Origin of the sequence: Gemmatimonas sp., from assembly GCF_031426495.1 — a bacterium.
Lineage (GTDB): Bacteria > Gemmatimonadota > Gemmatimonadetes > Gemmatimonadales > Gemmatimonadaceae > Gemmatimonas.
In genome coordinates this window covers 74,799-94,651 of record NZ_JANPLK010000037.1, presented here as the reverse complement: position 1 = coordinate 94,651, position 19,853 = coordinate 74,799, and the positions used below count along the sequence as shown (strand labels likewise).

The 19,853-nt window shown below is 66.2% G+C and carries 14 protein-coding genes; 5 read left to right on the top strand and 9 right to left on the bottom strand.

Annotation, left to right across the window (positions count from 1 at the left end; genetic code table 11):
* Nucleotides 1-205 precede the first annotated feature (205 nt).
* Together RMP10_RS09190 and RMP10_RS09185 are read right to left on the bottom strand one after the other, a co-directional pair.
* A complete protein-coding gene (locus tag RMP10_RS09190; protein ID WP_310570037.1) occupies nucleotides 206-4,846 on the bottom strand; it encodes a translocation/assembly module TamB domain-containing protein in 4,641 nt (1,546 codons plus the stop codon).
* Nucleotides 4,846-6,993, bottom strand: coding sequence for a BamA/TamA family outer membrane protein (locus RMP10_RS09185; protein ID WP_310570036.1), 2,148 nt, complete (start codon nucleotides 6,991-6,993; stop codon nucleotides 4,846-4,848). The genes RMP10_RS09190 and RMP10_RS09185 overlap by 1 nt, the downstream gene beginning before the upstream one ends.
* Before the next feature lie 296 nt (nucleotides 6,994-7,289).
* On the opposite strand from RMP10_RS09185, the gene RMP10_RS09180 reads away from it, so the two are divergent.
* The 5 genes from RMP10_RS09180 to RMP10_RS09160 all read left to right on the top strand — a co-directional run bounded on the left by RMP10_RS09180 (nucleotide 7,290) and on the right by RMP10_RS09160 (nucleotide 10,817).
* Nucleotides 7,290-7,904, top strand: coding sequence for a hypothetical protein (locus tag RMP10_RS09180; protein ID WP_310570035.1), 615 nt, complete (start codon nucleotides 7,290-7,292; stop codon nucleotides 7,902-7,904).
* A 25-nt stretch (nucleotides 7,905-7,929) separates the two neighbouring features.
* A complete protein-coding gene (locus tag RMP10_RS09175; protein WP_310570034.1) occupies nucleotides 7,930-8,460 on the top strand; it encodes a hypothetical protein in 531 nt (176 codons plus the stop codon).
* Nucleotides 8,461-8,561: 101 nt separating this feature from the next.
* Nucleotides 8,562-8,999 (top strand): Rieske (2Fe-2S) protein, encoded by a 438-nt coding sequence (locus tag RMP10_RS09170; RefSeq protein ID WP_310570033.1) that lies wholly within the window; start codon nucleotides 8,562-8,564, stop codon nucleotides 8,997-8,999.
* Nucleotides 9,000-9,037: 38 nt separating this feature from the next.
* On the top strand, nucleotides 9,038-9,484 hold the full coding sequence (locus RMP10_RS09165; protein ID WP_310570032.1) for a Rieske (2Fe-2S) protein: 447 nt from the start codon (nucleotides 9,038-9,040) through the stop codon (nucleotides 9,482-9,484).
* A 4-nt stretch (nucleotides 9,485-9,488) separates the two neighbouring features.
* The gene (locus RMP10_RS09160) at nucleotides 9,489-10,817 is read left to right on the top strand and encodes a M20/M25/M40 family metallo-hydrolase (protein WP_310570031.1); all 1,329 of its coding nucleotides are present in this window, start codon (nucleotides 9,489-9,491) and stop codon (nucleotides 10,815-10,817) included.
* Here the strand turns inward: RMP10_RS09160 and RMP10_RS09155 are convergent.
* The 7 genes from RMP10_RS09155 to RMP10_RS09125 all read right to left on the bottom strand — a co-directional run bounded on the left by RMP10_RS09155 (nucleotide 10,804) and on the right by RMP10_RS09125 (nucleotide 19,784).
* Entirely contained in the window at nucleotides 10,804-11,739 is a 936-nt protein-coding gene (locus RMP10_RS09155; protein WP_310570030.1) for a glutamate--tRNA ligase family protein, read from the bottom strand. The two genes, RMP10_RS09160 and RMP10_RS09155, sit on opposite strands and share 14 nt — an antisense overlap.
* 3 nt (nucleotides 11,740-11,742) lie before the next feature.
* A complete protein-coding gene (gspG, locus tag RMP10_RS09150; RefSeq protein ID WP_310570029.1) occupies nucleotides 11,743-12,174 on the bottom strand; it encodes a type II secretion system major pseudopilin GspG in 432 nt (143 codons plus the stop codon).
* Nucleotides 12,171-12,704 (bottom strand): hypothetical protein, encoded by a 534-nt coding sequence (locus RMP10_RS09145; protein WP_310570028.1) that lies wholly within the window; start codon nucleotides 12,702-12,704, stop codon nucleotides 12,171-12,173. Before RMP10_RS09145 ends, gspG begins: the two co-directional genes overlap by 4 nt.
* A 414-nt stretch (nucleotides 12,705-13,118) precedes the next feature.
* Nucleotides 13,119-14,180, bottom strand: coding sequence for a tetratricopeptide repeat protein (locus RMP10_RS09140; protein WP_310570027.1), 1,062 nt, complete (start codon nucleotides 14,178-14,180; stop codon nucleotides 13,119-13,121).
* Nucleotides 14,177-16,330 carry an Ig-like domain-containing protein gene (locus RMP10_RS09135; RefSeq protein WP_310570026.1) on the bottom strand — a complete coding sequence of 718 codons (2,154 nt, stop codon included), beginning with the start codon at nucleotides 16,328-16,330 and terminating at the stop codon, nucleotides 14,177-14,179. Before RMP10_RS09135 ends, RMP10_RS09140 begins: the two co-directional genes overlap by 4 nt.
* A gap of 47 nt (nucleotides 16,331-16,377) precedes the next feature.
* On the bottom strand, nucleotides 16,378-19,041 hold the full coding sequence (locus RMP10_RS09130; protein WP_310570025.1) for a protein kinase: 2,664 nt from the start codon (nucleotides 19,039-19,041) through the stop codon (nucleotides 16,378-16,380).
* A complete protein-coding gene (locus RMP10_RS09125) occupies nucleotides 19,041-19,784 on the bottom strand; it encodes an FHA domain-containing protein (protein ID WP_310570024.1) in 744 nt (247 codons plus the stop codon). Before RMP10_RS09125 ends, RMP10_RS09130 begins: the two co-directional genes overlap by 1 nt.
* Nucleotides 19,785-19,853: the final 69 nt, after the last annotated feature.

Sequence of the window (19,853 nt, the reverse complement as noted above, 5' to 3'; positions counted from 1 at the left end):
ACATCCTCATGAATAGGCAACCATGATGCCACAATTGTGTCCTGCGTCACTCACCACATTTGGCGAGCTATACTATTGCAATCTATTGCCGCACAACGCTTTCCGTTTTCCAATCACCCCTCAGTACGAGCACCGCCGGTGCTCGGCGCGGCGGAGCTACCACACAGATATCCCACAATGCGAGCTCTACCGTAAAATGCGAGACCTAGAAGATCCATTCCCGGAATAGGTCGAAGCCGAACTGCAGGCGGGGGAAGCCGTTCGTTCCGAGCTGGGTGCAGGGGGCGGAGCCAGGATCCATACCTACCTGCCCGGAGAGATTGCGAGTGATGCGATACTCGGCCGAGAGCCCAATCCAGAGCGAGGAACGTGTAGAGGCAGCCCCGCCACGGCAGACCCCCGTGTTTGCGCGCAGGAACGTGCGCTCACCGATCTGCTTGCCGGCGCTGATGCTGAGATTGTCGAATAGCGACAGCGCCGAAAGATCCTGCTGCGACTGACCGCCAGCGGTGGTCACCTGGATCGTGTTGATGCCAGGGAAGAATCGTTGCAGCGCGCCTTCGACGGCGCCGCCGACCGACGGCAGCAACACGCCGGTCACCGCACGCACGGTGCTCTGCCCCGCACCATCGAGCGCGAACGTCGGCGCCCCGAAGATCAGCAACGAGATGATTTCCGATTCCGGCGCGCTGGCGTAGAGCGGATCGGAGCTGGAGAGCGTGAGCACCGGTACGTCATACGTGCCACCAATGTGGACACGCACCGGGATCGCACTGCCTCCAGAGACACGGACGGTATTCGTCGCGCTGATGTCGAGCGTCGGTGCGATCGCACTGCTACCGAAAAAGCGAACACGTCCCGAGTCCACCGTGAAACTGCGACTCACCACACCGAGATCAAGGCGGTACTGGCCACGGTTCGCATTGAGCTCGCCTTCAAGCGCGAGGCGATCACCACTCATGGCGATCGACAGACCACCGGAGACTTTCACCCGCGACTCCGGCGTCTGCACCCACACTTCGTTGCCAAGATCAACGCGGGCGTTCTCGACATTCAGGAAGGAGCCGAGCGCGGCGAGCGACTGCGCTGCCGTTTCGGCGACGGGTACTTCCTCGGCGCCGAGCAATTCACGGGCAGCTTCGGAGGAGAGATCGAGCGCGTTGCGGGCGCCTAGGGGATCGAACACGAGATTTGCGCGCGGCACGAAGATGGCGCCACTGAGCGTCGGCCGTTTGAGCGGTCCGACCAACGTCAGGTTGCCACTGAGGTCGAGATCCGTTCCATCACGCTGCCGGGAGAGCACGGCGTTGTTGGCCGAGACCTTGAGCGCCACGGTCGACGGTTCGCCGGCGTGAAAGCGCAACGTGCCCGACGCACCGATGGTATCGAGCGCGCCGCCGCTGCGGATACGCAGCGTTTCAAGAATGAGCGAGTCTTCGGCGGCGCGCAGCACGACGCGGCCGTCGGTAGGCTCGATGTTGAGATCACGGAAGAATGCACCAACGCCATCGGCCGTCATGGCGCCGCGCGCGACCGGTCGGTCCATGTTGCCGCTCAGCGCGAGCTGCCCTGACACCCGCCCTCGCAACCGTTGCACGCCGTCGATAGAAAGCGGGAGTCCATCGAGTCGCAGCGAGTCGGCCGTGATCTTGGCATCGACCTGATCCGACAGGAGACGCTTCTCGACCGACGCGATGGCGAGATCGATGGGCACGCGCGCTTCGGCCCGCAGCGCTCCGCCGAGCGAATCCGTGAGGACCGCCGAGGCGAGGAGCGAGCGGTCGGCGTAGCGTCCAGTGGAATTGATCGAGGGGAGGCGGAAACCCTGGATCCCGAGCGAGTCGCCGCGCAGCGTCCACGACAGCAACGGCATTGGTCGCGTGCCGGTGAGCTCCGCCGTCCCGCTCAGTGTCCCCGCGAACGTAGGCGTGCCCGCGAGAAGCGCCGCAATCTCACCCACCGGGAACTGCTCGAGTCGGACCGAGCCGGAGATATTGCTGTTCTTCGGCACATCCGCGGCGGCGGTGAGCACACCGGTCGAGTTCGAGCGTAGCTCGAGCGGGAAGAGGTAAAAACCGGACGAGTCCTGCTTGAACGTAATCGGCTTCGCGGTGCGCCACACGACATCAGCATACGACAGACGCAGCGAATCGAGGGCGACGGCGACTTGCGACGGCGATCGCGTGTACACCCCGCGGGCCAGGAGATGAGCCTCGGTCTGCGAGCTGACATCGAGGACCAGCAAGCCGCTGTCCGCGTTCGCCTGCTCGACGCGAAATCCGACGGTCTGCAAACGGATTGCGCCGAGGCCGTCGATGTCGTCGGCGGTGGCGGCGCCCTCGAATGCGGGACGTGTGAAAACGTGATCGGCCTTGGCCGAGCCGAACACACGTCCGACGCGGATCGCGCCGACCTGCATGGCGCGCGCGCCGATGGCGGCGGTGGCACCGGCATCCGTCAAGCTTCCGAAGAGGTAGCCGGAGAGCGAGAGGTCGCCTTCGAGCGTATCGGCCGCGAGATTGCGCAGCGACGTGGCGGTGCTGCTATCAACCGATTGCATCATGGCGGCAAGCCGACCCAGCTGCGCGCGAACGGCGCCCAGGGAGTCGGCGCGCGCCGACAGCGTGAGCGTATCCACCTGCATCGAATCGCGCGCCAACGCGCCGCGCGCGTCGAACGTCACGCCACCGATGTGGGCCGTGGCGGAATCGACCTTCAATCGCTCGGCCCCGAGCGATACGCTACCGAGCAGATCGAACGCGGGGCGATCATCGGCCGCCGTCTGCTTCCAGTCGGCCACCACGCTGCCCGAAATCCGTGAGCGACTCACGCTGTCGGTGGCGGGCGCACCGGCCGCCGTGCGCGGCCCTTGCGCCGACAGTGAGACCGTCCCGTCGATGGCGGTGGACGGCACGGCAGCCCGCCCCATCCAGGCGCGCAGATCGAACTGATTGAGCGCACCGTTGGCAGTGAGCTGCCAGGTGGACGGCGTGAGCGCCGCCGTGCCTTGCATGGTGACCGCACTACCGTCCGCATTCGCGCTCTTTGCGGCCACCGCGCCGCTACCGTCGGATGCGCGAAGGGCCGCCGTCCAGCGCATCGCGTCGGTGCGGCCGTCGAGCGTGACCCGCCCGGAGATCGCGCCGCGAAGGGGTAGTGTGGTGTCAATCCGCGCCAGCGCACGCATCGACAGCGGATCGAGCTGCAATACGGCATGCACCAATGGCGCGTTCGCATTCGCGCCGGCGTATTGCGCACGAAGCTCGCCGCGGATGGTCGACACGTTGCCCACCGCGTCGGTCCACGTGAGCCCGATGTTGGTGAGATCGACCGCGTCGAGGTCGGCCGAGCGGATCACGCCACGCGCGGTGAGGATGCCATCGATGGCCGGCATCTCGGGAATGAGCGCCGGCGACAGCGCACGAATCGACCGCAAATCCACCCGTGCGTCATCGAGTGTCATTCCCCAGGCGCGCGGGCGTTCCCCGATCGCGACCGTGCCGCGGAGGATCGCGCTGGAGACGGCGCCGCCCGGCACGAGCGCGTCGGCAAAGCGCGCGTCGAGCCGATCCATCTTGAAGGCCGTGAGCGGCCCACCATCGCGTGCCAAAAGCGTTCCCGTGAACGTGCCGCGAATCTCCGGGGGCAGCGCGTCGTAGCTGATGCGACGCAGCAGGTCGCTCTGCAGCGGCACAAATGCGAGGTCGACCCGCTGCAGGAGCATTTGCGCCGGTTTCAGCACGATGTCGATGCCGCCAGTGATGCGCGACGCGCCGCTCTTCACATCCAGCGCGGACAACGCAAACTCGACGTCATCGGGATTCGCCAGCGTGCGCATGCGCACCGTCGCGGATCCTCGTCCGTCTGAGGGCAGGACGTCCCAGATCCACTGGAGGTCGGTGAGACCGGCGTTGGTTTTGATGACCACGTCGTAGCGCAGCGGACCGGGGTTGTGCCAATCGATGGTGCCAACGGCGGTACCGGTCGATGCCGGCAGGCGCACATCGCCGAGGTTGAACTGCAGCGAGTCGCCCGTCCAACGGAGGGCGCCGGCAGCCTGCGCGATACGAATCGGTGGATCGGAGATGACGCCGCTCAGGGTATCGATCTGCATCGACGCTGGTCGCTTCTCGACATCGACAATGATCGCGTCGCGGGCGCGTACCCGTTCCAGCACCACGAGCCGACGCTCGAAGTACGTACCGTTGGTCGTGCGCACGATATCGTGCAGGCTGTCCTTGACGGCGATCACGCTGTCGCGGGCCGCACCCATGAAGACGGGATGCGGAGCCCATGGCGAGATGGTCGCAATACGTCCGCCGTCGACCATCAACGAGTCCACGCGAATGTCATCGCCAAAGCCGGGCGTGGCACGCGGCGTCTTCTTGACGGTGTCACCCGAAATGATGTACGCGATGTTCCACGGCCCTTTCTCGTCCCGCTTGAGATCGAGACGGAGTCCGCGAACCGCTAGGCTCTGAATGTGAATCGCCTTGTCGAGCAGATCGGTGATCGCGATCGTGCCTTCCAGATGCTGCGCCGACACCACGGGCACACCGGCGGTATCGACCAGCGACACGTTGTCGGCCACGATATGCGTGGGACTGATCGAGCGCAGGATGCCCACGCGGAGCGTACCGCGTCCGCCGAACAATCCATTGACGCTGGAGATCATGGTGCTGAGCAGCCACCGACGACCGCTCTCGGTATTCACCGCGACGTAGTAAGTGATCCCCAAGCCGCCCATCGCACCGAGCAGTATGGCGGCCGCCCACCAGAAGCGCCGCTGGCGCGATGACATGGCGGGCACCGTTTCGGTCGCGCCGTTAGCGTCTGACGCCGCCATCAGAACGCCTGTCCGAGGCCGAAGTGGAACGTGAGGCGCGACAGCACGCCGCGGCCGGTGGGCGGACGGTACGTACTCGGACAGTCGAAGATATCGATCGCGCGGGGATCGCTGATATCGCGCGGGCTCGCACACAGGATCTCGCCGGTCGTCCCCTTGTTGTCGCCAGAGGTGAAGAACAGCGCTCGCCCCTCGCGTGGTTCGTACGGCTGATAGCCGACGTCCACGCGGAAGGGGCCCAGCGGCGTCACGACGCGAAGACCGAGACCGGGCGTGGCGCGCAGGTTACCCCAACGAAAACCCTCGGACTGCGTCTCCCAGACATTGCCAGCATCGACGAAGGCGGCAAACTGCAGCTGCTCGGCAATGAAGCGGAAGCCGCGGCGCCACTCGAGATTCGCGACGACCATCGCCGTGCCACCGCGGGGCACAGCGCGATCATATCGGGCGCCATCTTTCACCACGACCACCCGCTCACCATTGGCGCCGACCGTGTCGATGACATTCGCCCCCGAGACCACGTACACCAGCGGACCGAGCAGATTCTGCTGGTAGCCCCGCACCGAACTCTGTCCGCCCGCGAAGATGCGCTCCTGCTGCGGAATGAGCGGTGAGCCGTCGACCAGTTCAGCGCCGGGCGCGAAGGCGCGCGACATCTGGATCCGCGTGCCGATCACGCCGCCGGCGAAGCGGAAGTACGTGGCAGCTTCGCCCGTTCCGCGATAGAACGTGAGCGATTTGACGAGCTGCGAGAACGTTTCACCAGCGCGCACATCACCCCGCACGCGCCATCCGCGCGATGGATTCACCGGGTCGTTGGTCCGGTCATGAGACGCACTCGTGCTGACAATGCCGACGCTGCGTCCGAACAGCGAGAGGGCGAAGTCTTCCGGGCGGCATTGCCCGAATCGGGCACACGAGACGGCGGGATCGGTGATCGTCTTGCCGTTCTCGTATTGAAAGCCGGCGGTACCGGCGGTCCGTGTGGTGAACTGCCGAGCGACTTCGACGAGCGCACCGACGCTCGTCTCGCGCAGATACGCGAACGGCTCGCCACGGCGCTCACTGTACACGGTGAGCACCGGCTGCACGGGCCAGCCGAAGAGGCGCGTGTTGGAAAGCGTGGAACCCACGTAGTAGTTCAGCTTTTCACTGAACGGATCTTGACGCAGCGCGCCGGAACAGAGCGCGGGCGCGAAATCGGCCGGCGTACCCACGCCGATCTTGGAGGCGCGCGCCGAGAGTTCCACCCGTCGGCCGACGCCAAGGAAGCCACGGTCGGTGACGCGCCCTTGCATGCGGATGCAGTCCTGCGTGGCCCAACCGAGTCCGACGCGGGCGGCTCGGGTCCGGGCTTCGGCCACGGCGACGCGCAGGTCGAGCACGCTGTCGCGGGTGCCGGCGAGTGGCGTCAACGTATCGATCAGCACCAAGCGGAACGCTTCCGACCGATAGAGATCGCGCTGCGCATCGAGTATCGCGCTGGCCCGGAAACGGTCGCCCGGGCGAATTGCGACCAGTCGTGCGACATCGGCCGAGTCGATGCGCGGACTGCCCTCGCGGAGCGGCTGCACTTCGATCTGCACGGTGCCGATCGATACCACGCGGCCGGGGACAAAGGTCAGGGTGAGTGTGGCTAGGGCAGCGGTGGAATCAATGGAGACGTTGCTCTGCGGTCTGGCGGCTCGCGCGTACCCGGCGTCGCGCAAGCGCGACACCACCCGATCGATCGTGGTGTCCACGCGCGTCCGGTCGAAGCGCTTGTTCTCGAGCGCGCGTAGCGGCGCGTCGAAACCACGCCTGCCAGCGGCGGCCTCGGGCAGCCCCTGGATCAGCACGGTGTCGAGAACTGCCTCGGGGCCCGGATTGATCGCAAAGAGCAGCCGCACGCCGTCCGGCCGACGATCGATGGTCGGGATAACCGACGCCTGAAACCAGCCGACCTGCCGGTGCATCACCGCCAGTCGCAGGGCATCGCGCCGGAGCTCGAGCGAGTCGAGGCACGGCGCGGTGCCGATGCGAAACCAGCGCGTCTTGAGTCCTGGCTCGTGTGTGACAATGCTGGCTGCGAGCGTGATCGCATCAAACCGCGGGCTGCCCGCAAACTTCACGGAGCGTACGCGCTGTGCGTCGTCGCATCGGGACATGCGCTGCGCGCTCGCCCGCAGCGGCCAAACGGCTGCGGCGAAAGCGAGAATAGCGAAGGAACGCAAAGAGATCGGGAATACTTTAAGGCGGCGCATGCGTCTAGAGAATGTAATTCGAGGCGCTTTGGCTGCCTCGCGGCCCGTCCCTCCGGATCGTTCAGTGCGCGACGGCACGGATTCGACTCGCGGGCAATGGGGAAGGTGATCTCCCGGGTGTTCACCGTTCATCGACCGTTCATCACGCCGGGATAGATTCGCTCTACGAGTTCATCCTGTCATCCAAATGGAGCGCCTGCATGATCCCGATCACCGACGTTGCGGTTGGCTTTCTCATGGCATGGCAGGCCGCCGTGACGCCCGGGCCGCTTGCTGTACCGTTTCCGTTGGACTCCCTGCGCCAGCCGCATGCGGCCACGGTGGCGCAGCCCGTGGGGTTGACGATGGCCTCTGCGGATACCGTGCCACGGGTTCGCCGGAAGGCCGTCGTCTACAGCGACGCGTACGCCACCCGGCTGCGGATCCACAAGATTCTTAGCTGGGGAATGATTCCGTTGTTCGCGGCGTCGTACTTCTCCGGCGACCAACTGCTCGAGAAGGGCACCGACGCCCCGTCATGGGCTCGCAACCTGCACGGGCCGGCGGCCACGGGAAGCGCCATCCTGTTCGGCGCAAACACCGTGACCGGAGGGTGGAACCTCTGGGAAGGCCGAAAGGATCCCAATGGGCGCACCCGCCGGATCATCCATAGTGTGCTCTTCACCGCTGCCAGCGGCGGCTTTGCCTATGCCGGCACCAAGCTCGCGGACGATGCCGAGGAAGACCTGAACGCGCGCCGTAAGCACCGGAACGTGGCGCTCGGTTCGATGGGGGTTTCGACAGTGAGTTGGCTGCTTATGCTGATCGGCAACTGACCCCTTCTCTGCCAACGATACTCTGATGCTCGAAACCCTCACGTCCCTGCTGCTCCCGTGGTCGGAGCTCTATGCCGACAGCGCGTGGATCCCCACCACGATCCTCGCCGTGCACGTGCTGGCGCTGTTTGCCGGCGGCGGCATCGCGATCGCGGCCGATCGCCGCGTGCTGCTCGCCACTCCGGGTACGCGAGAAGCGTATCAGGCCGCGGCGGCGGATCTGCGGACCACGCATGCCATCGTGATCGGTTCGATCGTGGTGATGGTGGCGAGCGGCATCGCGCTTGCGACGTCGGACATCGGGACCTTCGCCGTGTCGAAAGTGTTCTGGAGCAAGATGGCGATGTTCACGGTGTTGATCGCGAACGGTGCCTATATGCGGCGGACTGAGTCGCGGGTGCTGACCGCCGCGACCGACGCCGGCGTGATGATCGACAAGACGACGCAGTGGCCGAGTCCGCACCTTCCATGGGCCGTGCTGAAACGATCGGCGACCATCAGCCTCATCGCGTGGTTCTCGGTCGTACTCCTTGGCGTCGTGCTCTCCGAAATCTGATGCTTCTCTGATGCTTCTCCCTCGTCTTTTTCGCTACGGAATACCGTCGTATGACTGACTCCCACTCGTCCTGCTCCGGGTGTTCGGGGCGCCGGGATTTCTTGCGCACCGCCCTCACCGGCGCGGCCTCGATCGCGGCCCTCTCCGCCGTGGGGCCGGTGAACGCCATCGCCGCGCTCGCGCCGCGCGCGCCGGGCGGCAGCGTGCGATACGCCCTGCCGGCCGCCGATGGCGTTTCGATCGACAGCGCCAACGAGGTGATACTGTGCCGCTCCAACGGCGAGGTGTTCGCCTTCGCGCTGTCGTGCCCGCACCAGAACACTGCCCTGAAGACAATGCCGAAGAACGCTGGCTTTCAGTGCCCACGTCACAAGTCGAAGTACCTGCCCAACGGAACGTTCGTCAGTGGCCGCGCCACGCGGAACATGGACCGCCTGCCGATCACGCGCGACGGCGCGCAGATCGTCGTCGATCCCGATGTCGCGTTCGAGAGTGACGTCGACCCGGCGAAGTGGGCGGCTGCACTAGTCAAAGTCTGAGCCACATCGGCCAGATCTCTTCTCTTGAGGGAGTCGTCATGTCCGACTGTACGAAGTGCCGCGGCGCCGGCGTGAACCGGCGGGAGTTTCTGGCCACGAGTTCCGCGCTGGCCATTACCGCCGTCCTGACCGCGTGCGGCGACGGTATCGGCGGAAGTCCCACCGGGCCGTCCAACGTGAGCACAACGGTGACGCTGGCGAATTACGCGGCCCTTGGCATCGTGGGCGGGATCGCGGTGATCAGCGGTGCCGGAACCCCGATCGCGGTGGTTCGCGCCTCCACGACCCAGTACCGCGCGTTCTCATTGATTTGCCCCCATCAAGGCACCACCGTCGCGATCAGCGGGACGGGCTTCCGTTGCCCGAACCATGGCGCCACGTTCAATGTGAGCGGCGCGTGGACCGGTGGCCAGCGAACCAACGGTCTGTTCGAATTCACCGTCGCCTCGAACACCACCGCCGGCACGATCACGATCAGCTCCTGACGTCATGTCCTCTCTCGTTTTGCCTCGCGGCGCCGGCACCACGATCCCGGCGCTGCTGTCGTTTCTGACTCTCGCGCTGGCAGCGCCAGCCACCGGCCACGCGCAGCAGCCCAAGGTCGCCGCGAAGGCCACGCCCACCGAGGCCGCGCTCGACCGACTCGCCAAGCAGCCTGCCGTGGCCAAGGCGATGGCCGCGCTGCAAAGCGAGAACGAATGGACGCTCACCGAGCAGGTCGCGCTCTGCGAGATTCCCGCGCCGCCGTTCAAGGAGGCCGCGCGCGCCGCGGCGTTCCGCGACAAGCTCGCGGCGCTCGGCGTGCAGAAGCTGCGCATCGACCGTGAAGGCAACGTGATCGGTGAGATCAAGGGCACCGGACCGGGACCGACGTTGGTGTTGAGCGGGCACCTGGACACGGTGTTTCCCGAGGGCACGAATGTGAAGGTGAAGCGCGAAGGCACGAAGCTCACGGCGCCCGGCATCGGCGACGACTGCCGTGGACTGGCCGCGGTGCTCGCCACGACGCGACAGATCGTCGCCAACAAGATCCCGTTCAACGGCCGCATTCTGGTCGTCGGCACGATGGGCGAAGAGGGACCGGGCAACCTGCGCGGCGTGCGAGCCCTGTTCAGCGGACCGCTGAAGGATTCGATCAACATGTTCATCTCGATCGACGGCACCGGCTTCGGCATCACGAACGGGGCGGTTGGCAGCAATCGCTATCGCGTGACGTACAAGGGCCCAGGCGGCCATAGCTACGGCGCGTTCGGCATGCCGAATCCGATTCACGCCATGGGCCGTGCGATCGCGAAGATCGCCGAGCTCGAGGCGTCGACGAATCCAAAGGTCACGTTCAACGTCGGTCTCGTGTCCGGCGGCACCTCGGTGAATTCCATTTCCGCCGAAGGCGTCATGGATATCGATCTGCGCAGTGAGTCGGCGGCAGCGCTGGCCGACATCGACGCCCGGTTGCAGGTGGCGTTGCGGCAGGCGTTGGCCGAGGAAAAGGCGCGCTGGCCGAAGTCGACAGTGCCTTTGGCGCTGGTGATCGACACGACCGGCCTACGTCCGGCCGGAACGACGGCGGACACGTCATTCATCGTGCGGACGTCGCTGGCGGCGGCGCGTACCATGAACGTCTATGCACCGCTCACGATCTCGAGCACCGATGCCAATATTCCGATTTCCAAGGGGATTGCAGCGGTAACGCTCGATGGCGGCGGCGTAGGGCGCGGCGCGCACTCGCTCGATGAGTCGTACGACGATCGCGCGGACGGTTACAAGGGTCCGCAGTGGATCCTGCTCGTCGTGATCGGCCTGCTCACGACCCGCTGAACGGAGTCACGCGCGATTGGAACAACGCCGGCAGTTCATCGATCGAGAGATCTCGGGCTGCCGGCAGCAATCCCGAAAGGAACGCGGCCTCTCCAAGCAATCCCGCCGCGTGTGCACCAGCGGCGCGGCGCTCGCGAATTGACGTGTCGTGATTGGCTTTGCTGAGCTTACGTCCGTCGGCGTGCACCAACAGCGGATGGTGCCACCATCGCAGGGGTCGCCCACGCCCGAGCAGCGCCGCCAGCCGCAGTTGACGCCCCGTGCTGGCGAGGAGATCTCCGCCACGAATCACCACATCGATCCGATGGGCCATGTCGTCGACGACCACGGCGAACTGGTACGTCCACTGGCCGTGTCGATCACGCACCAACACGTCACCACACTGCTCGGCCGGCGACTGCCGCATCAGACCGAGACGGCCATCCTCGAATAGCGCCTCGCTGTCGGGGATGCGTACACGACGCGCCAGCGATTCCGCGTCGGCATGCTGCGCATCGCGGCACGTGCCCGGATAACGAGGCTCTTCACCTGGCGCGCGCGCAGCGTGGCGCGCGACATCGCGCCGCGTGCACGTGCACACATAGGTGAGTCCGCATTCAGAAAGTGTGGCCAGCGCCGCCGCGTAGCGCGCGTCGTTATCCGACTGACGCTGAGCATGAGGTGACGCGTGCGCTCGGCCTCGCCGCGACGCGCGAAAGCTGTCGGTGCTGCCGATGTCAGGCGCAAAGCCGAGCCAGTCGAGATCATCGAGCAGCGCCGCTTCGTATTCGTCGCGGCAACGTGTCCGATCGTGATCTTCGATGCGCAGCAGCACGTCGCCACCGAATGCCCGGGCGAGCCCCCACACGTGAAGCGCGTTGACCACGTGGCCGAGGTGAAGATACCCGGTCGGTGCCGGCGCGAAGCGTGTGCGCCAGACCACCAATTACTTCCAGCTGGTGATGTCGGCCTTGTCGCCTTCACCGCCGGGCTGACCGTCGGCGCCGTACGTGAGGAGGTCGTAACTGCCGGGATTCACTTTGCCCGGCGCGACGTACAGGTACGGACGGCCCCACGGATCATCGGGGACCGGCTTCCGCAGATACGGCTCGGTCCACCCACTCGGCGGATCGATCACCGGCTTCTGCCACAACGCGGCGAGCCCCTGCGTGGTGGTAGGATAGCGGCCGCTGTCGAGCCGATACGCGTCCAGCGCGGTACCAAAGCTTTCGATCTGCGCCTTGGCCGTCGCCACACGAGCGTCGTTCACATTGCGAAAGAGACTCGGCGCCACAAAGGTGGCGAGGACGGCGATCACCACGATCACCACCAACACTTCGATCAGCGTGAACGCACGCCGGGACGCGTTCGCGATCATTCTCCGCGAGTCTGCAGCGAATCCGGAGCGAAGAGACGCGGATCGACCCACCCGTTGACATCGGGCGAACGCACCTGTCTCCAGCCGGCGCGATCGGTGCCCAGCATGGCGCGGGACGCCGGCTTGATGACACCGACCACTTCGCCGCCACGGCTCGCGTCGTTCCGCACGTTCACCCAGGTGCGCGCCACCGCCGGCGTCCAGGTGATGCTGTCCGTCGAACTCGCCGACGCTGTCGCGAGACTGTCCGCCAGCGTCATCGCGTTGGCGGCCGCAGACACCAGGGCGTCCGTTTCACCCGGCGGTGCGGCTGGCGCGCGCTCACTGGTCGCGACCTGACCGACCGTCACCGATTCCGCATTCAGTCGCTGCATCAAATCCACGCGCAGCGGCGATCCATACCGCCACGCGGCGCCGGCGACGGTGATTGAGAGGAGGACGGCCGCCGCCGATCGCCACACGGCGGGTGACTGCCACGACGCCTTGGGCAGCACGCCGCACCAATGACAGGTGGCGTCGAAGCGATGCATGATTCCACAGCCACGACAACGCGACAGCTTCACCCGGTCACCGCGTGAACTCAGCAGGTTGAACGGGTGAGCACAGCGCGGACACTGCGAGGCAGCGACCAACGCCTTGGAACCACATGCGGTGCAGCGAAGATAGGCCATGGGATCGAGCGGCCGAGGGAGCAAGCCCTACTGTGAAGAGCACGGTGCCGAGCGTCGCCGGGAATTCGCAACGAGCGATTCGCGGCCATCCTAGTGACGGTTGGCATTCGACTCCGTAACCGACAGTGAAGGATTGGACACCAAACCCATCCGCGCTACGTGACGGCGAGCAAGCGGAGCAAGAATCTTCCAGCTGAGCGTTCACCGGCCGCGGTCAGCCCTGGCAACGCAGCTGATGTAAGGTGCAAGTGAATGCTTGCTAGACGGGCCGTCTTAGAATCGTAAGGCGAGCCCGGCGCCCTTGCCGCCGGGTGCGATCTGAAACTGCACAGGCCCCCGCTTCGCAAACCAGGCGGACTCGAGGGCCGCCGCGATCGTGATCCCTGCCCCGGCCGCCAGGCCTGCGGACCGGTAGGGGCGTTCCTCGACGATCACGAGGTACGGCGCAGGCACCCCGTTTGGATCGACATAGGCCACTGTCAGGCTCCGACTGACCGTGTGCATGGCGGCGTAGGCGGCTCCTCCCACGAGCGCGAGCACCGCGAGCCCCTTGGCCGGACGGCGCGTGTAGAATTGTCCCACACCCGGCACGAGACCGCTGGCGAATGCCGTTCCGGCTGAAAACTGCGGCCGGCCGAGTGCGTCGATCGACCGCTGTACGAGTGCCCTGTCCGTCGCCTCGGGGCGCAGCGCGAGGTAGGTGGTGAACTCGCGACGCGCGGCTGAACGATCACCGAGTTGACTCTCGGCGACGGCCCGATTGAATCGTGCCTCAGGCTCCTGCGGCAGGGCGCGCGCCGCATCGTCGAATGCCCCTCGCGCCTCCTCATATCGACGGGCGTCGAACGCCACGACGCCCGCACTAAAGCGCTCGCGCGCGCGGCGCAGTGCGTCGGATGATGCAGGCGGTGTGAGTCGCGTGATGCGCGCGCGGACGTCGGCCAGATCACGTCCGGCGGGCGAGAGTCGTAGCGCTCGACAGTACTCACGCAGCGCCGACGAGCTGTCGTTGGCCTCCTCCAACACGCGCGCAAAGGCATACGCGATGCGATCGTCGGCGGGATCGAGCGCGGACGCACGCGCAAAAGCGACGCCTGCCCCGCGCGGGTCGCCCTGCAATGCCATCTCCTGACCCGACGCGTACACGCGTCGGGCTTCCGCCGCATCACGCGGTAGGGATGCGATGGCACTGACTGTGGATAAGCACCCGGCGACCACGTCCGACGCGAACGTGCGCTTGATCGAGAGCGTGATCGGCTGCGCACGAGCCGGTTGCGCGACGCCCCCACCAATCAAGAGTATCGTCAGCAGCGGTCGCAGCCGGGGAGCGCTCATCGCTTCACCACCGTGATGGTGGAGGTGCCACTCTTCGTCCCGCTCGTCGCACTGATGATGGCGGTGCCCTCGGAGATCGCGGTGACCAACCCCGTGACACTCACCGTCGCGATCAACGGCGCATTGCTGCTCCAGACAACGATCGCATTCGTCAGTGCGCTGCCGCCGCTCGCACTGTCGGCGTACACGACAGCATTGAGCTGCACCGTACGATCCGACGGTCCCGTCGATTTGATCGTGGCCGATGCCGGACTTACGGTCACTCGCCCAACCGTTTGCACAGCAGGCGTCGAGACGAGGATTTGCGCCGTGCCCGACTTTCCATCAACCGTGGCGGTGATGGTGGCCGTTCCCGGCACTAGCGCAGTGACGCGCCCAGTGCTCGATACCGCGGCGACCGCGATGGCACTCGAACTCCAGGTGACCGTGCGTCCCGAAACCGCCACGCCATTCACATCGAGCACGGTAGCGACGAGATCGACGGTACCGCCGACGTCGAGCGTACGGCTGGCGGGTGCCACGGTTACTGTCCCGATCGGCGTGGGCGTCACCGTGATCTGAGCCGTGCCCGACTTGCCATCGACCGTGGCGGTGACCGTGCTCGTGCCGGCGGCCACGGCGCTCACGCGCCCGGTGCTCGAGACGGTCGCTACCGACGGTACGCTCGAACTCCACAGTACGACACGACCAAACACGGTGGCTCCCGTGGCGTCATTCACCGTTGCGGCGAGATCGACGGTGCCGCCCACATCAACGGATACCGTCGAGGGTGCGACCGTGACCACAGCAATCGGCGGTGCATTGACGGTGATCGTTGCCGAGCCGGTGCGACCTTCTGCCTGGGCAAGGATGATCACACTGCCCACGCCGACGGCGGTGACGAGGCCCGACGTCGAGACCGTTGCCACACTCGGTGATCCGCTGCTCCACGCGATCACCCGACCAGAGAGTGCGGCGCCCGACCCGTCCAGTGTCACGGCGGTCAACGCCGTGTCGTCGCCGACTGTCAACGTGGCCAGACTAGGTGTCACGCGAATGCTGGAGATAGGCACGGCCGACACAACAACACGCACCGTGGCACTGCGCCCCTCGCTCGTCACCGTAATCGTGGCACTCCCGGGTGCGACGGCGGTCACCGCACCATTCGCCGACACCGACGCAACTCCGACGCTGTCGGAGCGATAGGTCACGGGTCGTCCGCTCAGCAGGTTACCCTGGGCGTCGGTAATCTGCACCGTCAGCGCTACCGCCTGCCCCGCAATGAGCGACAGCTGCGACGGCGACACGACAATCGCATTCACCGGGCGCGCGGTGATCGTGACTGACGCCGAACCCGATCGGCCTTCACTCGAGGCGGTAATGGTCGTCGTTCCAGTAGCGACGCCCGTTACGAGACCCGACGATGACACACTGGCCACCGACGCGTTCGACGACGACCAAGCAATCGTGCGTCCCGACAGCACGACGCCTGTCGACGAGCGCGTTTCCACGCGCAACTGCGTGGTTTGGCCTTCCACGATCGAGGTACTGGACGGCGTGAGCACAACGGTAGCGACCGGAACCGACGTCACGAAAACGGCTGCCGTGGCTGTCCGCCCTTCGCTCGCAGCCGTCACGGTGGTGCCTCCAGGCGCGAGCGCCGTCAGGGCACCGGTGCTATCCACCACCGCGATACTGGCGTCACTCACGGTCCAGGTGACCACGCGTCCACTCAAGGGCGCGCCCGATGCGTCGCGTGCACTGGCGGTAAGTTGCACACGTTGGCCTGTGGTCAGGCGCAGCTCCACGCTCGACAGCTGAACACTGGCGACCGACGTGGGAGCGACCGCCACATTGGCGACGGCACTTTTGCCCTCTACCGTGGCCGAAATCTGCACCGAGCCCGGTGCCAACGCCGTGACCAATCCTGCGGCGGAGACCCGCGCAATCGCTGCATCGCTGCTCGACCAGAAGATCGTGCGCGGGTTCGTGGGTTGACCGTCGGCATCCCGCACTGACACGTCGAGCGCCACGCTGCTGCCGACGCCAAGGGTGAGTGTTTGCGGCGAGAGCGTGATCGTGCTGATCGCGCCGGACGACGGCGTGGTGGACGATTCGCCCCCGCACGCCAGTGGGGCCGTGCTGACCGAGGCGACCAGCAGCGCGTGCATGAACCGCCGCGCCGAGTATCGTGAAGCAGTACTGCACCAGTTCGCGATCATCGCGGAGTCCCCACGCGGACCGGCCGCGGCTGATTGTTTCGGGTGCCATCGCCGAGTTGTCCGTCGATGTTGTATCCCCAGCACATCGTCTCACCGCTCGTGAGCACACCACAGGTGTGGGCGCCGTTGGCACTCACCGACGTGAACGTGGATGGTGCGCTCACTTTGACTGGACTGCTGCGATCGCTGAGGGTGCCATCGCCAAGTTGCCCGTAGCCATTACGGCCCATGCACCAGACCTCGGCCGTAGTCGATCGCGCGCACACATGCACGGTGCCCGCGACCACCGACGTGAATGCCGCCGATGTCGCCACGCGGCTCGGCTCCGTGCGCGGCATGCCCGGCGAGCTGCCAGCACCGTCGCGGCCCCAGCACCAGAGCGATCCGACGGTGGAAATCGCGCACGTCTGATGGCTGCCGGCGGCGATGCTGGTAAAGCGCGTCGAGCCTGACACCGGCAGCGGCGTGGCGCGGGAGACGACGGTACCGTCGCCCAACTGCCCGCTGGTGTTGTCACCCCAACAGATCGCGGTACCGTCGCGCGTGAGGCCACAGCTGTGTTGCCATCCGGCTGTGACCGCAATGAACCGCAATGACGTTGCGGCGCCGGTCGGCGTGGCGCGCGTGACGGTCGTTCCGTCGCCGAGCTGCCCACGAGCATTGCTGCCCCAACAGGCGACCACGCCGTCGATGGTCAGCGCGCAGCTGTGATCACGCCCCGCACGTATGGATGTGAAGAGCAGATTCGACGCGACACGCACCGGTGCACTTCGTGAGGTGCGAGTGGCGTCTCCCAACTGTCCGAACGCGTCACTGCCCCAGCAGTAGACGTCCCCCTCACGCGCCAGCGCGCAGGTGTGCGAGAGACCGGACGATACCTGTGTATACCGCAGCTCACCGCGCACGGCAGCGGGGAACGACGCGTCCTCGAACGCGCCGCTGCCCAACTGCCCGTCATCATTCGCCCCCCAGCAGGTGAGTCGTGCGTCGCGCACGACGCACGAATGCCGGCCGCCGGCTGCGATGAGGCCGGCATCGGAGGTCGCTCGCAGCGCAAGTTCAACGGGGACCGGAGCGACGAACGCGGCGCCAGCGCGCGCGGCCATCGGACGCCTCGGACGCTTCCGCGCCACGACGGAGTCCGACGCGTCATCATCCGACGCGACATCGAGCAACCCGGCCAGACTGTCACTTGAGGGGTCGCGGATCGACGGTGCCACCGCGACCGCGGGCACTGCGAGAGACGGTGCAACCGGCGCTGTAACCGGCGCTGCAACCGGCAGTCCGACCGGCAACTCGCGGGCGGCGCGTTCGTCGAGCGCGGGAATGAACGCGCTGTCCGCCCGGCCGTGCGTGAGGGAAGGGCCGAACACGAGCCATGCGCCGGTCACCGCAAGCAGCGCCACAAAGACAACGCCGAGTGCCGCCCACCGACGGCCCCGCAACAGCGACTCGACCTCCGCATCATCGTCTCCGTCTTGCATCCATGTCGGTTGATCGTCGACGTCCACACGCGAATGGACCGTGCTGGCGCTCCACGCGCTCGCATCCAATTCGGTGGGCGTCGCGTCCGAAGGATTCGTGCCCAAGGCATGCTGGCGCTCGCGGTCCAATGTCAGAGCGGACGCCCCGCCTTCGGGATCAGGGCGCCGGAAGCGGATCGTTTGCAGCGCCGTCGCGAACAGGCCCGCCGGTGCCGCGGCGTGTGCGGCGGAGGGACCGTCGCGCGACCCACGTCGGCGCGCATCGCGCTCTGCGTCGCGCACCTCCTGTCGACGACGATGCGCCACCTGCCAGTGCGTCCAATCGGGAGGGAGTACACTCCCTTCCAATTGAGCCAGCAATCCATCCGCGCCCGCCCAGCGCGCACCGGGGCGCTTCTGCAGCGCGCGTTCGATGAGATACTGCAACCGCTCGGGAACGTCGGTGCGCACATCATCGATCGGCCGCAGCGTTTCATGCTTCTGCCGATAGATCACATTGTACAGCGAGTCCCCTTCCCACGGTCGGTGTCCGGTGAGCATTTCCCACGCGACCAGCCCCAGACTGTACACGTCCGATCGTGCGTCCGCGGGCGCACCATCGATCTGCTCGGGCGCCATATACGTGGGTGTGCCTATCGCGGTGCCCGTCATGGTAAGTCGCGAATCGAACTCACGCGACGATGCAATGCCGAAGTCGCTCAGCAGCGCTCGTCCGCTCACGGCATCGAGAAAGATATTCTCTGGCTTCACATCGCGATGGATGACGCCATGGGCGTGCGCGTACGCCAGCGCCGCCGCAATGTCGCGCAGGAGCGCGTCCGCACGCCCGGGGGCGAGCGGCCCTTCTTCGAGAATGGTCTGCTTGAGCGTGCGGCCTGGCACCCACTGCATGATCAATGCGAGTCCATCCGGCAATCGCTTCACCGCATGCACCGACACGATCTGCGGATGCTGTAATTGTGCGACCATGCGCGCTTCACGCCCCAATCGCGCGATCAGTTCATCATCGAGTCCACCCGGGCGACCGCGGACGACCTTGATGGCCACGTCGCGGCCGAGCGCGCGATCCCGCGCGCGATATACGACGGCGCTACCGCCGCGGCCCAACTCAGCGACGATCTCGTACTCCTCGTCGAGATCAGCGACGACCGCCGCTTCGCCGCGATCGTCCACCATCAGACGTGGAACCGGAACACCACCTCGCCCATCTCAATCCGGTCGCCCTCGACAAGCGGAAGGTCCACGTCGCCGTCAACGACGAGGCCGTTGCGCAGCACGGGATTGGTGGCGGAGAGGTTGGACAGCGACCACCGTCCATCACGGAATCGCATGCGAGCATGGGCTCGGCTCACGGTGGCGTCGTGCAGCTGTACGTGACGGTACGGCGGCCCTTCATTGCGCCCGAATGTGACCTCGATTGCATCACGACCTGGCGTACGCACGAAGCGAATCTCGCGCCCGACATCGGGACCGCCGACGACCTCGAGACGTCCCGGCAGAAACTGCAGTGTGCTGTCGGTCGGTACGCTGTAGCGAATCGACTGCCCGTCGAACGCCGTCGCGTCAAGCGCGGGGGCGTCCGGCACCGACGCATACTCCGTACGCGCCGCAGGCTTCGACCAGCGCGGCGCCGCCGTCGCGGCCGACCCGTTGGCCGCGCCATTGGCTGCGGCGGACCCATTGCCCGCCGCAGACCAGTTGGGAGCACGCGCCATGATCAGTTGCGCGCGCTCGCCCTCCTCGTCGTCGTCTTCGGCCCGTGCATAGACCACGGCGCGGTCGTGCCCAAAGAGCGGCAGCACACCATTCGAATGACGACGTGACGAGATCGGTCGACGAACCCACCACACGAGTCCGCCGATGAATCCGACAAAGCACAACACGGCGAGGAGCGCGCCGAACACGAGGCCATAGGACATGTCCTCATGCTAGAGCAACTTCCATTCCCCCGATGCGCGGCGGCGTGACATCCCGCACGGAATCACCAC

What these genes read in the sequence shown, in the direction of transcription:
- RMP10_RS09185 (WP_310570036.1), bottom strand. Translation starts at nt 6,993, where the DNA reads ATGTCCCGATGCGACGACGCACAGCGCGTACGCTCCGTGAAGTTTGCG.
- RMP10_RS09190 (WP_310570037.1), bottom strand. Translation starts at nt 4,846, where the DNA reads ATGGCGGCGTCAGACGCTAACGGCGCGACCGAAACGGTGCCCGCCATG.
- RMP10_RS09140 (WP_310570027.1), bottom strand. Translation starts at nt 14,180, where the DNA reads ATGAGCGCTCCCCGGCTGCGACCGCTGCTGACGATACTCTTGATTGGT.
- RMP10_RS09145 (WP_310570028.1), bottom strand. Translation starts at nt 12,704, where the DNA reads ATGCATCGCTTCGACGCCACCTGTCATTGGTGCGGCGTGCTGCCCAAG.
- gspG (WP_310570029.1), bottom strand. Translation starts at nt 12,174, where the DNA reads ATGATCGCGAACGCGTCCCGGCGTGCGTTCACGCTGATCGAAGTGTTG.
- RMP10_RS09165 (WP_310570032.1), top strand. Translation starts at nt 9,038, where the DNA reads ATGTCCGACTGTACGAAGTGCCGCGGCGCCGGCGTGAACCGGCGGGAG.
- RMP10_RS09130 (WP_310570025.1), bottom strand. Translation starts at nt 19,041, where the DNA reads ATGGTGGACGATCGCGGCGAAGCGGCGGTCGTCGCTGATCTCGACGAG.
- RMP10_RS09180 (WP_310570035.1), top strand. Translation starts at nt 7,290, where the DNA reads ATGATCCCGATCACCGACGTTGCGGTTGGCTTTCTCATGGCATGGCAG.
- RMP10_RS09160 (WP_310570031.1), top strand. Translation starts at nt 9,489, where the DNA reads ATGTCCTCTCTCGTTTTGCCTCGCGGCGCCGGCACCACGATCCCGGCG.
- RMP10_RS09135 (WP_310570026.1), bottom strand. Translation starts at nt 16,330, where the DNA reads ATGCACGCGCTGCTGGTCGCCTCGGTCAGCACGGCCCCACTGGCGTGC.
- RMP10_RS09125 (WP_310570024.1), bottom strand. Translation starts at nt 19,784, where the DNA reads ATGTCCTATGGCCTCGTGTTCGGCGCGCTCCTCGCCGTGTTGTGCTTT.
- RMP10_RS09175 (WP_310570034.1), top strand. Translation starts at nt 7,930, where the DNA reads ATGCTCGAAACCCTCACGTCCCTGCTGCTCCCGTGGTCGGAGCTCTAT.